We start from the raw sequence: 12,598 nt of genomic DNA, 5'->3' as shown, positions 1-12,598 counted from the left end.
GAAGGCGACGAAGCGAGATTTTTCCGTGGTCGCAAGGGACAACAAGACCTCCCTGCACTGTTTCTCAAACAAGCCTTCTCCAATCCGCGATTCCCATGCATTGACCCCATTGCCCGAGGAATCCCCATGAACAGCACCCTGATCGAATCGCTCAAGCAGCGCCGCACCCAGTACGCGCTGGGCAAGAACGTGTCGCTGGACAAGGACGCGCTGACCCAGCGCATCAAGGAAGCCATCCGGCATACGCCGTCGTCGTTCAACTCGCAGAGTTCGCGCGCCGTGATCCTGTTCGGCGAGCAGAGCGAGAAGTTCTGGGCGTTGACCAAGGCCGAGCTGAGCAGGATCGTGCCGGCCGACGCCTTCGCCCCCACCGCCGCCAAGCTCGACAGCTTCGCCGCTGGCGTCGGCACGGTGCTGTTCTATGAGGACCAGTCGGTGGTGAAGGGTCTGCAGGAGCAGTTCGCCCTGTACGCGGACAACTTCCCGGTGTGGTCCGAACAGGCCGGCGGCATGGCCCAGTTCGCCGTGTGGCTGGCGCTGACCGAGGCCGGCGTGGGCGCCAGCCTGCAGCACTACAACCCGGTGGCGGACGAGGCGACCCGCTTGGAATGGAATGTGCCGGCGACGTGGAAACTGCGCGCGCAGATGCCATTCGGTTCGCACGAAGGCGGCTTCGGCGAGAAGGCCTTCATGGACGACAGCCAGCGTTTCATCGTCAAGGGCTAAGCCGTCCTACTGACGCAAGAAGGGCGACACCGCGGTGTCGCCCTTTGTCGTTGCGGCCGTGGCGGCGCTTACTGCGGCCAGTGGAACGCGATATGGCTGTTGTTGAAATCCGGATCGTCGAGGCTGCCGCCGGGTTGCGCGACCAGGCCTTCGGCCAGGCCGTCGACCTCCAGTTCCTGGCCGGCGGCGAAGTTCGCGCCCAGCGACAACAGTTCCACCAGTCGTTCGCACAGCACGCCGGCGCGATCGATGTCGCCCTCGGGCACGTTGTGCAGGCTGAGATCCGGACGGCCGAACTTGCGCATGCCGCGGGTGTGTATCCACGACCGATCGGCCGCTTCCTCGCCACTGCGCAGGATCAGCACGTGGTTGCGCGGCGGCGCGCCATCCTTCACCAGGTAGTGGCGGCGCCAGTGGTCGGCGTCGAACAGGGTGAGGATCTGCGGATCGAGGATCGCCGTGCCGCCCACGTCGAGCATGCCGGCCAGCACGCCCAGCGTGTCGCGCAGGTAGTCCAGGGTGTCCGTGTCCTTGAGCACGCCGCGCACCACCAGCACCTCGGGCGCGATGCGCGCGTTCTCGTACGCCGCCGGCGTGTCTTCCCTGATCAGCTGGCCCAGGGCGCCATTCAGCGGATAGCCTTCCCACTGCCGCAGCACCGCGTTCTGGAAACGCTGGATCTCGACACCGGCGGGCAGGCCCGGGCTGCCGTAGCGGGGCGACGGGATCAGCAGCTCGGGCTCGAACTTGCCGAACACGTAGAACTGCAGCACGGCCTCTTCTTCGCCAGGCTGCCAGTACGGTCGCGGCCAGCTGACGGCGGGGGTGACTTCGCTCATGCAGATTCCTTGATGGTTCGGTTCATTCGCGCTCGCCCAGCGGCAGCACGGTCTGCTGCAACTCGATGCGGCCGTCGCCCGCGCTGATCTTCTTGAACTCGGCGCGGCTCACCGAGACATAGCGGTCGTTGCCGCCGATCTCAACCTGCGGGCCGTCGGTGACGGCACGGCCATGCTCATCCACGCGCACCACCATGGTCGCCTTGCGGCCGGTGTGGCAGATCGTCTTGATCTCTTCCAGGTTGTCGGCCCAGGCCAGCAGGTGGCGGCTGCCCTCGAACAGCTCGCCGCGAAAGTCGGTGCGCAGGCCGTAGGCCAGCACCGGGATGTTCAGCCGGTCGACCACGTCGCTGATCTGCCACACCTGCGCCTTGCTGAGGAACTGCGCCTCGTCGACGAACACGCAGTTCAGCGCACCGCGCGCCGCGATGTCCGCCTCGACCAGCGCAAACAGGTCCCCGTCATTGGTGAAACGGCGCGCATTCGCCTTCAGGCCGATCCGCGAAGCCACCACGCCTTCGCCGAAACGGTTGTCCAGCGCCGGCGTGAGGATCAGCGTGCGCATGCCGCGCTCGTGATAGTTGTACGCGCTCTGCAGCAGCGTGGTGGTCTTGCCGGCGTTCATCGCCGAGTAATAGAAATAGAGCTTGGCCATGGGTGCCGTGAATCGGGAATGGGGAATCGGGAATGGCAAGAGCGGCGCGGCGACCAGGCCATGTTCCCAGTTTCTCACAGACGCCCGACCGCGATCACCGGGGCTTTTCCTGTTCCCGATTCCCCATTCCCTATTCCCGATCCAAGGGCGTATTGCCGCCGGTGAAGCGCAAGCGCGCCTGGGCCAGTCGATACCGATGCTCGTCACGCCAGCGGCGCCAGTCGCGCATGCCGCAGATCGCGTAGACCAGCTTGAACAGCTGCAGCCGCCACAGCACCTTCGGTGTGTCGAACAGGTCGCCGGCCAGCATCGAGATCACGCCCTGCTCCAGCTGCCAGGTGTTGCGGGGCTGGCGGAACATCTGCTGCATCACCGGGCCGTTGAAGCGGTAGATGAAGAACGAGAAGCGGGCCATGCCGGCGCGCTGGCGCTTTTCCAGCTTGCGCAGCAGCGACAGCTCGCGCGACGGCTCGCGCAACGCCTGGTCGACCACCTCGGCCGCCTGCTCGGCGCCGCTCATCGCCAGGTACACGCCGGAGGAAAACACCGGGTCGAGGAAGGCGAATGCGTCGCCGACCAGGATCCAGCCCGGCCCGCCCATGCAGGTGGAGTCGTAGGAGTAGTTGCCGGTGACGCGCACCTCGTTGTCGATCAGCTCGGCGTGCTGCAGGCGCGCCCACAGCGCCGGGCTGAGCTTCAAGGTTTCGAGCAGGAAGTCGACGCTGCGGCCCTTGCGCTGTTTCAGGTACTCCGGCCGGCACACCGCGCCCACGCTCATCACGCCATTGGGCAGCGGAATCATCCACATCCAGCCGTAGCCGAAGCTGTAGATGCTGATGTTGCCCGCGTCTTCGCCGGCGCGCGTTTCGGCGCCGCGGAAGTGGCCGAAGATCGCCGCGCTCTGGTGCTGGTCGTTCTTGCGGCGCAGCTTCTTCCTCGACGACAGCAAGGCATCGCGGCCGCTGGCGTCGACCACGTAGCGGGCCTGGATCGCGTAGCTGTCGCCCTGGTCGGTCTTCACGTCCAGCCAGCTCTCGCGGGCGCCACGCTGCTCGACCTGCACCACCTCGTGGCCCTCGCGCGCATCGGCGCCGGATTCGCGGGCGTGGTCGTAGAGCATCTTGTCGAAATCCTGCCGCCACACCTGGTACGCATGTGGCGGGCTCTGTCCGATCGCGCGGGCGAACGCGTAGGTGTTGTAGCCGCGCTCGTTGTCCGCCTCGAAATCGGCGCCGGGCTTGAACACGCCCATCGCGCGCACCTTGTCCAGCACGCCGAGGCGCTCGAACACCGGCAGGTTCATCGGCAGCAGCGACTCGCCGATATGGAAACGCGGGTGATGGGCCTTTTCCAGCGCGATCACCTTGTAGCCCTTGCGCGCCAGCAGCGTCGCCGCGGTGCTGCCGCCCGGGCCGCCACCGATCACCACCACGTCGCACTGTTCCACCTGCTGCTCTGCCTGCTGCTCCGCCATGCCTCTCCCCAGCGACTGTCGTGGGCGGATTATGGCCGATGCGCGGCGGCGCGCCAGCGAGGCTCTGCTAACATCGGCCTCCGCATCACGCACTGTTCCAATCCATGCTCAACCCCCAACAACAGGCCGCCGTCGAACACTGCGAGGGGCCGCTGCTCGTGCTGGCCGGCGCCGGTTCCGGCAAGACCAGCGTGATCACCCAGAAGATCGCGTACCTGATCCAGCGCCGCAAGCTCAGTGCGCACAAGATCGCCGCCATCACCTTCACCAACAAGGCCGCGAAGGAGATGCGCGAGCGCGTGGCGAAGCTGGTCAGCAGCGAGGACGCGGCCGCGCTCACCGTGAGCACCTTCCACGCGCTGGGCCTGAAGTTCCTGCAGATCGAGCATGCGCGCGCCGGCCTGCGCCGCGGCTTCTCGGTGCTGGACGCGGACGACAGCAGCGGCATCGTCAAGGAGCTGGCGCCCAAGGGCGTGAAGAACGACGTGCTGTTCGGCATCCGCAACCTGCTCAGCCGCGCCAAGAATGGCGGGCTGTCGCCGGAGGAAGCGCTGGCCGCCGCGCGCAGCCCGCGCGAGATCGAGGCCGCCACCATCTACGACCTGTACCAGCAGCGCCTGAGCGCGTTCAACGCCGTGGATTTCGACGACCTGATCCGGCTGCCGCTGCGCATCCTGGAGTCCGACGCCGAATGCCGCGAGGCGTGGCGCGAGCGTTTCCGCTACCTGCTGGTGGACGAATACCAGGACACCAATGACGCGCAGTACCGCCTGCTGAAAGCGCTGACCGGCGAGCGCGGCGGGATCACCTGCGTGGGCGACGACGACCAGTCGATCTACGCCTGGCGCGGCGCCAACCCGGAGAACATCGACCAGCTCGGCCGCGACTGGCCGAACCTGCGCGTGATCAAGCTGGAGCAGAACTACCGCTGCGGCAAGCGCATCCTGCGCACGGCCAACAAGCTGATCGCCAACAACCCGCACCTGCACGAAAAGAAGCTGTGGAGCGAGCACCCCGAAGGCGCGCCGATCCGCGTGCTGGAATGCAAGGAAGCCGAACACGAGGCCGAGCGCGTCGCCGCGATCGCCACCACCCTGGCCGAGAAACACAAGGCGCGCTGGGACGACATGGCGATCCTGTACCGGGGCAACTTCCAGGCGCGGCCGCTGGAAAAGGTACTGCGCCTGGCGCGGATTCCCTACCACCTCACCGGCGCGCTGAGTTTCCTCGACCGCGCCGAGGTGAAGGACATCCTGTGCTACCTGCGCCTGCTGACCAATCCCAGCGACGACGCCGCCTTCCTGCGCGTGGTGAACGTGCCCAAACGCGAGATCGGCGCGACCACGCTGGAGAAGCTGGGCCAGCTTGCGCAGTCGCGACACTCGTCCCTGCTCGACGCCACCCGCAGCGACGGCGTGCTGCGCCAGCTAACCCCGCGCCCGGCGGCGGCGCTGGCCTCGTTCGCCAACCTGCTGGACGAACTGCGCAGCGCCTCGCTGCACGAGAACGCCGCCGACCTGGTCGAACTGATCCTGAAGCGCACCGGCTACGCCGCGCAGATCATCGCCGGCACGCCCGACGCCAGCGCGCGCGAGCGCAAGCTGGGCAACTTGCAGGAACTGGCCGGCTGGTTCCGCGCGATGCAGAAAGGTGGCAACACGGCGGGCGACCTCGCCTCGCAGCTGGCCCTGCTCAGCCACGCCGATCGCGACGAGCCGGGCAACGCGGTGCGCATGATGACGATGCACGCGGCCAAGGGCCTGGAGTTCCGCTTCGTCTTCATCGTCGGCTGCGAAGACGGCACCCTGCCGCACGAAGGCGCGATCGACGAAGGTCGGGTCGAGGAAGAACGCCGGTTGATGTACGTGGGCATCACCCGCGCCAAGGAGCTGTTGACGCTGTCGTGGTGCGCGCAGACCAAACGCTACGGCGAGGTCCACCGCAACCAGCCCAGCCGCTTCCTGCACGAACTGCCGCAGGACGACCTGCACTGGCAGGGCAAGGACCCCGAAGCGGACAAGGAAGTGACCCGCGAAACCGCCGAGTCGCACATGGCGCGGATCAAGGCGATGCTGGCCAGCGGGTGATTCGGGATTCGGGATTCGGGATTCAACCAGGCATCGCCCACGCTTACAGCAGGTTCTCCGCTTCCAGTTCGCTCTTCAGGTAGGCGTAGTAGATCGGCGCGGCGATCACGCCCGGCAGGCCGAACGCGGCTTCCATCAGCAGCATGGCCACCAGCAGTTCCCACGCGCGCGCCCGGATCTGGGTGCCCACGATGCGCGCGTTGAGGAAGTATTCCAGCTTGTGGATCAGGATCAGGAACACCAGCGCGGCGATGCCCACCCCCAGCGACACGGACAGTCCCGCCACCGCGATCGCGGTGTTGGAGATCAGGTTGCCCAGCACCGGCAGCAGGCCGACCACGAAGGTCACCACCACCAGGGTCTTGGCCAGCGGCACATGGATGCCCATCAACGGCAGCACGCCGAGCAGGAAGATCGCGGTGAACACGGTGTTGATCAGCGAGATCTTGATCTGGGCGAACACGATATTGTGGAAGGCCTCGGCCAGGCGCTGGCAACGCTGGCTCAGCGCGGCGGACAACGGCCCCATCTGGTGCGCGGGACGGGTGCGGCTGAGCGCCACGATCGCCCCCAGAACCAGGCCGATGATGATGTGCACGAACACGCGCACCGCGCCCTTGCCGGCCAGTTGCAGGGTTGCCGCGTGCTTGCGCGCCAGTTCGATCGCGCCCACGCGCAGGTCGTCCATGCTGTCGGGCAGGTTGTTCACCAGCAGCGGCGGCAACTGGGCGCGGGCCTTTTCCACCAGCGGCATCAACTGCTGCTGCCACAGCAGCTGCGGGTTGCCGATCTCGTTGTGGAACAGGCTGATCGCGCCCAGGATCAGCAGGATCAGCAGGCCCACCACCACCGCGCCCAGCACCGCCACCACCACCACGCGTGCCCGGTCGCCGGAAATGCGCCGCCCCAGCAACGGCACCATCGCCTGGACCAGTTCGAACACCAGCAGGCCGGCCAGCAGCGCCGGCAGCAGGTGGATCTCGATGACCAGCAGCAGTACCGCCGCGGTCAGCACGTAGCTCGCGTAACGGATGGCCGGCGAAGGCGCGCGCGAGGCGGGCAGGGAAGAATCCATGCGGGTGAAGTCGTGGCGGCGGGGACGCCAGTCTGTCAGCAGGCCGCCGCCGCGGCCAGCCCCGCCATGCGACTGTCGTAGACTCCGTTCATGCTCTCGTACCGCATCAGCTCCAGTTCGTCTTGCCAAGGATTCCCCATGTCACTGCGTCTTTCCTCGACCCTGCTCGCGTTCGCCCTGCTGGCCGGTTGCGCCGCCGCACCCACGCAGCGCGCGGCCGTCACGCCGCCCGCGGCGTCCCCACCTGTCGCCACGCCGACGGTCGCCGCCAACGACAACCTCAACGCGGTGGCGTGGAGCCAGCACGCGATCGAACATGACCTGATCTACCTGCAGACTTACCGCGACGCTCAGTCGCGCCTGCTGGCCGCGCTGCATGACCGCCACTGGGATGCGCTGGGCCGCAACGATCGCACCACGCCGCTGAAGGGCCTCAAGCCCGCCGTGATCCTGGACATCGACGAAACCGTGCTGGACAACTCGCCATCCGCTGCCCGCATGATCCAGGGCAACCGCGAGTACAACGAGGCCGAGTGGGCCGCCTGGTGCCGCGAGGCCATCGCCCGCGCCCTGCCCGGCGCCGTGGAGTTCACCCAGTTCGCGGCGAAGCACGGGATCGCGGTGATCTACATCTCCAACCGCGCGAAGGATCTGGATCAGGTGACCCTGGCCAACCTGCGCAAGGCCGGCCTGCCGGTTGCCGGCCCGGAATCGTTCCTGGGCCTGGGCACCGTGGTCGAGGGCTGCGAACAGGCCGGCTCGGAGAAGGGTTGCCGCCGCCAGCTGGTGGCCCGGCACTACCGCGTGCTGATGCAGTTCGGCGACCAGATCGGCGACTTCGTCGACGTGCCGCTGAACACGCTCGACGGCCGGCGCAAGGCGGTGGCCGACTACCTGCCGTGGATCGGCACGCGCTGGTTCGTGCTGCCCAATCCCACCTACGGCTCGTGGGAACCGGCGCTGTTCGACAACGACTGGTCCGCCTCGCCCGACCAGCGTCGCCAGAAGAAGATCGAGGCCTTGCGCACGCACTGATCCACGCAATCAAATCAATAACTTGCAACACAAAAGAAAAGTGTTGCCTCAGCTTTGACGAATCGTTAATATCTCGCTGCCGACACCTGCTGACCGAAGTGCATTGCAGGCAAGGCCATTTCCCTTCCGGCCCTGCCGGATTTCCCCGCGAGGCCAGCGCCCGCGGGGTTTTCTTTTGGCGGCCTCGCAAAAACCTGCAGCCGCGCTTGTCTCGCCCTCGCCACGCCCCTTACCCTGCGCGCCTGCCCGCCAGGCGGCGCATCCGCGCCCGCTCCCCACGCGAGAACCGATTCGATGCGCCTGCCCGTCCTGCGTCACGCCCTGCTGCTCTTCGCCGCCCTGCTGCTGGCTGGCTGCCACGGCAAGGACGAGCCGGCACAGGCCGGCGGCAGCACGCCCGAAGCGGCGCTGCAGTCGTCGGTGGACCTGCTCCGCAGCGGTGACCTCAACGGGCTGTGGAAGCACCTGCTGCCGCCAGCCGACTACGCCAGCATGCGCGCGGACTGGGCCCTGCAACAGCGCCACGCCCAGCCGGACAGCGCCGGGCAACGCGCCCGCTTCAGCGAAACCCTGCGCAAGCTGACGGCCCCGGACGCGGAGGACACCCTATATGCGGAACTGCAGCCGAAGCTGGCGCAGATGCAGCAGCAGTACCAGGATCAGTTGCCGGTACTGGCCAGCGTGGGCGAGGCGATCCTGAAGCGTTCCATCGCGCGGAGCCCGAGCCTGGGCGAGACGCAGAAAGCCCAGCTCGGCAGCGTGCTGGACACCTTGCTGCCGTGGGCGCAGCAGGCCCCGTGGTTCGACGCGGCCCATGCGAAACAGGCGATCGGCGTGGCCGTGGCCACCGCCCGCAAGCTGGACATCAAGGATGCCGACCAGCTGCGCAGCCTGGATTTCGACACCACCATGACCAGGTACGCGACCGCCTACGCGGGCGCCAAGCAGCTGCTGGCGATCTACGGCCTGTCGATCGATCAGACGCTGGACTCAGTCCGCCTCACCCCGCTGACGAACGGCAACGGCCACGCCGTGGTGAAGATCGACTACACCCTGCTCGGCAAGCCGCTGTCCGCCGAAGCGGAAATGGTCGAGGAAAACGGTCGCTGGTACAACGAGGAATTGCTGGCGAATGCCCGCCGCTCGCACGCCCGGCTGCAGCAGCAGGCGGCCGTGGCCGGCACGGTCGCCGCCGCGGCCAGCCCCGTAACGAAAGACTGATCCGCCCAACCGTTAGAATAGGCGGATGCCCATGATCACGACCGCGGACGCTCCTGCCCGCCAACCCGCTCCCTGGTGGTTCAACCTCGCCGGCCAGCTGCTGCAGCCCTGGGTGCGCATCCGCCGCGATCCGGCCGAACCGGCGACCCTGCTGCAGGCCGGCGTGCCGGTCTGCTACGTGATCGAGCGTGACGGCTTTTCCGACGCGCTGATCCTGCAGCGCGCCTGCCGCGAGGCCGGCCTGCCCAGCCCGATGCAGGCGCTGTCCGGCACCCGCCGGCGCCGCTCGGTGTTCGCACTGACCCGCCGCGACGGCTGGCTGTTCGGACGCAACCGCAAGCGTGCCGCCAGCGAGCCGCTGCGCCAGCTGGTGCATTCGCTGGAAGGCCAGCCCGAGCTCGACGTGCAGATCGTGCCGGTGTCGATCTACGTCGGCCGCGCGCCCAGCCGCGACAGCGGCTGGTTCCGCGTGCTGTTCTCCGAGAACTGGGTGATGGTGGGCCGCTTTGGACGTTTGCTGGCGCTGCTGCTGAACGGACGCGACACCGTGGTGCACTTCTCCGCGCCGGTGTCGCTGCGGCAGATGCTGGACGAGTCCGGCACGATCGCGCCGGAGCGTTTCGCGCGCAAGGTCGCCCGTGTTCTGCGCACCCATTTCCATCGCATCCGTGCGGCGGTGATCGGTCCCGACCTGTCGCACAAGCGCACCGTGGTCGACTCGGTGCTGAACGCCGAACCGGTGCGCGCGGCAATCGCCGCGGCCGCCGCCAAGGAAAAGATCAGCCACGCCAAGGCCTGGCGCAAGGCCAACAAATTGCTGCTGGAGATCGCCGCCGACTATTCGCATCCGGTGGTGCGCTCGGCCTCGTTCCTGCTCAGCAACTTCTGGAACAAGCTGTACGACGGCATCGCGATGCACCACTTCGACAAGGCCCGCGCCGCCGCGCCCGGCCACGAAGTGATCTACGTGCCCTGCCACCGCAGCCACGCCGACTACCTGCTGATGAGCTACCAGCTGCACGTGTCCGGCGTGGTGGTGCCGCACATCGCCGCCGGCGTGAACCTCAACCTGCCGGTGATCGGCCCGATCCTGCGCCGCGGCGGCGCGTTCTTCCTGCGCCGCAGCTTCAAGGGCAATGCGCTGTATTCGGTGGTGTTCAACGAGTACGTGGCGCAGCTGATCGACCGCGGCGTGCCGATGGAATACTTCATCGAGGGCGGTCGCTCGCGCACCGGCCGCCTGCTGGCGCCGCGCGCCGGCATGCTGGTGATGACGGTGCGCGCGTTCCTGCGCGCGCCGCGCCGGCCGGTGCTGTTCCAGCCGGTCTACATCGGCTATGAAAAGTTGATGGAGGGCAAGTCCTACGCCGGCGAGCTGAGCGGCCAGGCGAAGGAGAAGGAGTCGCTGATCGGCCTGCTGCGCGGCCTCAAGGTGCTGCGCCAGCGCTACGGCCACGTGGCGCTGAACTTCGGCGAGCCGATCGAGCTGACCCCTTTGCTCGACGCGGCCAGCAGCGACTGGCGCGCCGCCGGTGCCGATCCCGACGTCAAGCCCGAGTGGCTGAACAGCGTCACCGACCGGCTGGCCGAACAGATCCAGATCAACATCAACCGCGCCGCCGACGTCAACCCGATCAACCTGCTGGCGCTGGCCCTGCTGGCCACGCCCAAGCACGCGATGGCCGAGGCCGACCTGCTGACCCAGCTGGAGCTGGGCAAGGCGATGCTGGAAGAACTGCCGTACTCGGACCGGGTCACGCTGACGCCGATGAATCCGGCCGCGATCATCGCCTACGGCGAACAGATGGGCTGGATCCAGCGCGTGCAGCATCCGCTGGGCGACGTGCTGACGGTGGGTGCCGAGCAGGCGGTGCTGCTCAGCTACTTCCGCAACAACGTGCTGCATCTCAACGCCACCGCGGCATGGGTGGCCTGCTGCTTCCTCAACAACCGCCGCATGTCGCGGGCCTCGGTGCTGCGGCTGGGCCAGATCATCTACCCGTTCATCCAGGGCGAGCTGTTCCTGCCATGGGATGCGGACGGCTTCGTGGCGCAGCTGGAAGCGACCATCGACTTCTTCGTGCGCCGCGGCCTGCTCGAATCCACCAACGACGGCCGCAGCCTCGAACGCAGCCCGGGCCAGGACGACGGTGCGTTCCAGCTCAAGGTGATCGCCCGCAGCCTGATCCAGGCGTTCGAGCGCTACTACATCACCATCGCCGCGCTGGCCAAGAACGGTCCGCACACGATGAGCGGCGGCGAACTGGAAAGTGCCTGCACGCTGACCGCGCAGCGGCTGTCCCTGCTCAACGAACTGAGCGCGCCGGAATTCTTCGACAAGGCGCTGTTCCGCGGCTTCATCCAGAAGCTGCGCGAGCGGCGCATCGTGTGGACCGATGCCGACGGCAAGCTCGACTACGACAGCGCGCTGGAAGGCATGGTGCGCGATGCGCGGGTGATCCTGTCGCGCGAAGTGCGCCACTCGATCCTGAAGATCACCCCCGGCGGCGAGCGGGAAACGGCCACCGAGGAACCGGTTGATGCCGTGCCCGTGCAGGCGCTGCCCGACGACGCCTCCGCCGCCGACCTGCACCGGCGCCACGTCGACGCCGAGCAGCACGAACACGAACGGCGCAGCGGCGACGATCGTCGCGGCCCCACTCCCGACGCCTGACCACGGCGTTCCTGTAGCATTGCCGGCCATGAACGAACAGCCCAAGACCACGCCCGAATCGACCACCCACTTCGGCTTCCGCGACGTGCCCGTGGGCGACAAGCAGAAGCTGGTCGGCCAGGTGTTCACCTCGGTCGCACGCAGCTACGACCTGATGAACGACCTGATGTCGTTCGGCACGCACCGGCTGTGGAAGCGCCACTTCGTGGCCACCAGCGGCGTGCGCCGGGGCGACCGGGTGCTCGACCTGGCCGGCGGCACCGGCGACATCGCCGCCCTGCTCAAGCCGGTCGTCGGCGACCAGGGCGACATCGTGGTGGGTGACATCAACGCGGCCATGCTCGGCGTCGGCCGCGACCGCATGACCGACCGCGGCCTGGTTTCCGGCCTGCGCTGGGCCCAGCTCAACGCCGAAGCGCTGCCGTTCCCCGACAACAGCTTCGACGCGGTGACCATGGCCTTCGGCCTGCGCAACGTCACCGACAAGGACAAGGCGCTGGCCGACATCTGCCGCGTGCTGAAACCCGGCGGCCGCGCGCTGGTGCTGGAATTTTCGAAAGTGCAGAGCGAGCTGTTCGGCAAGCTCTACGACTTCCACTCGTTCAGGATCCTGCCGAAGCTCGGCCAGCTGTTCGCCGGCGACGCCGACAGCTACCAGTACCTGGCCGAGTCGATCCGCAAGCATCCCGACCAGGCAACCCTGAAAGGCATGATGGAGCGCGCCGGCTTCGGCCGCGTCGAGGTGCGCAACCTCACCAACGGCATCGTGGCGATCCATCGCGCATACAAGTTCTGAGCCGGATATCGACCGT

At 67.5% G+C, this 12,598-nt stretch carries 10 protein-coding genes; 6 read left to right on the top strand and 4 right to left on the bottom strand.

Going from position 1 to position 12,598, the window contains the following annotated elements; translation table 11 throughout:
• Positions 1–126 precede the first annotated feature (126 nt).
• A complete protein-coding gene (locus ABNK63_RS01915) occupies positions 127–726 on the top strand; it encodes a nitroreductase family protein (protein WP_350016539.1) in 600 nt (199 codons plus the stop codon).
• A 68-nt stretch (positions 727–794) separates the two neighbouring features.
• Here ABNK63_RS01915 and ABNK63_RS01910 read toward each other — a convergent pair whose 3' ends face one another.
• From ABNK63_RS01910 to ABNK63_RS01900, 3 genes are all read right to left on the bottom strand, one after another.
• Positions 795–1,565 (bottom strand): hypothetical protein, encoded by a 771-nt coding sequence (locus ABNK63_RS01910; RefSeq protein WP_350016538.1) that lies wholly within the window; start codon positions 1,563–1,565, stop codon positions 795–797.
• A gap of 22 nt (positions 1,566–1,587) precedes the next feature.
• Complete coding sequence (locus ABNK63_RS01905) at positions 1,588–2,220, bottom strand: thymidine kinase (RefSeq protein WP_350016537.1); 633 nt, start codon at positions 2,218–2,220, stop codon at positions 1,588–1,590.
• Between the two features lie 130 nt (positions 2,221–2,350).
• Positions 2,351–3,694, bottom strand: a complete 1,344-nt coding sequence (locus ABNK63_RS01900) for an NAD(P)/FAD-dependent oxidoreductase (protein ID WP_350016536.1) — start codon at positions 3,692–3,694, stop codon at positions 2,351–2,353.
• 104 nt (positions 3,695–3,798) lie between these two features.
• Between ABNK63_RS01900 and ABNK63_RS01895 the strand changes: the two genes are divergently transcribed.
• The gene (locus ABNK63_RS01895) at positions 3,799–5,781 is read left to right on the top strand and encodes a UvrD-helicase domain-containing protein (RefSeq protein WP_350016535.1); all 1,983 of its coding nucleotides are present in this window, start codon (positions 3,799–3,801) and stop codon (positions 5,779–5,781) included.
• Between the two features lie 43 nt (positions 5,782–5,824).
• On the opposite strand, the gene ABNK63_RS01890 is transcribed toward ABNK63_RS01895, so the two are convergent.
• A complete protein-coding gene (locus tag ABNK63_RS01890) occupies positions 5,825–6,856 on the bottom strand; it encodes an AI-2E family transporter (protein WP_007810381.1) in 1,032 nt (343 codons plus the stop codon).
• Positions 6,857–6,994: 138 nt separating this feature from the next.
• On the opposite strand from ABNK63_RS01890, the gene ABNK63_RS01885 reads away from it, so the two are divergent.
• From ABNK63_RS01885 to ubiE, 4 genes are all read left to right on the top strand, one after another.
• Complete coding sequence (locus ABNK63_RS01885; RefSeq protein WP_350016534.1) at positions 6,995–7,891, top strand: HAD family acid phosphatase; 897 nt, start codon at positions 6,995–6,997, stop codon at positions 7,889–7,891.
• A gap of 294 nt (positions 7,892–8,185) precedes the next feature.
• On the top strand, positions 8,186–9,112 hold the full coding sequence (locus ABNK63_RS01880) for a hypothetical protein (RefSeq protein ID WP_350016533.1): 927 nt from the start codon (positions 8,186–8,188) through the stop codon (positions 9,110–9,112).
• Positions 9,113–9,143: 31 nt separating this feature from the next.
• Entirely contained in the window at positions 9,144–11,786 is a 2,643-nt protein-coding gene (gene plsB / locus ABNK63_RS01875; RefSeq protein ID WP_350016532.1) for a glycerol-3-phosphate 1-O-acyltransferase PlsB, read from the top strand.
• Positions 11,787–11,814: 28 nt separating this feature from the next.
• Positions 11,815–12,582 carry a bifunctional demethylmenaquinone methyltransferase/2-methoxy-6-polyprenyl-1,4-benzoquinol methylase UbiE gene (ubiE, locus tag ABNK63_RS01870; RefSeq protein ID WP_007810385.1) on the top strand — a complete coding sequence of 256 codons (768 nt, stop codon included), beginning with the start codon at positions 11,815–11,817 and terminating at the stop codon, positions 12,580–12,582.
• Positions 12,583–12,598 lie beyond the last annotated feature (16 nt).

Origin of the sequence: Rhodanobacter sp. IGA1.0 (genome assembly GCF_040208325.1) — a bacterium.
Classification (GTDB): Bacteria; Pseudomonadota; Gammaproteobacteria; order Xanthomonadales; family Rhodanobacteraceae; genus Rhodanobacter; species Rhodanobacter spathiphylli.
This window is presented reverse-complemented; position numbering and strand designations above follow the sequence as displayed.

Coding starts and splice junctions, on each gene's coding strand:
- ABNK63_RS01915 (WP_350016539.1), top strand. CDS start 127: ATGAACAGCACCCTGATCGAATCGCTCAAGCAGCGCCGCACCCAGTAC.
- ABNK63_RS01910 (WP_350016538.1), bottom strand. CDS start 1,565: ATGAGCGAAGTCACCCCCGCCGTCAGCTGGCCGCGACCGTACTGGCAG.
- ABNK63_RS01905 (WP_350016537.1), bottom strand. CDS start 2,220: ATGGCCAAGCTCTATTTCTATTACTCGGCGATGAACGCCGGCAAGACC.
- ABNK63_RS01900 (WP_350016536.1), bottom strand. CDS start 3,694: ATGGCGGAGCAGCAGGCAGAGCAGCAGGTGGAACAGTGCGACGTGGTG.
- ABNK63_RS01895 (WP_350016535.1), top strand. CDS start 3,799: ATGCTCAACCCCCAACAACAGGCCGCCGTCGAACACTGCGAGGGGCCG.
- ABNK63_RS01890 (WP_007810381.1), bottom strand. CDS start 6,856: ATGGATTCTTCCCTGCCCGCCTCGCGCGCGCCTTCGCCGGCCATCCGT.
- ABNK63_RS01885 (WP_350016534.1), top strand. CDS start 6,995: ATGTCACTGCGTCTTTCCTCGACCCTGCTCGCGTTCGCCCTGCTGGCC.
- ABNK63_RS01880 (WP_350016533.1), top strand. CDS start 8,186: ATGCGCCTGCCCGTCCTGCGTCACGCCCTGCTGCTCTTCGCCGCCCTG.
- plsB (WP_350016532.1), top strand. CDS start 9,144: ATGATCACGACCGCGGACGCTCCTGCCCGCCAACCCGCTCCCTGGTGG.
- ubiE (WP_007810385.1), top strand. CDS start 11,815: ATGAACGAACAGCCCAAGACCACGCCCGAATCGACCACCCACTTCGGC.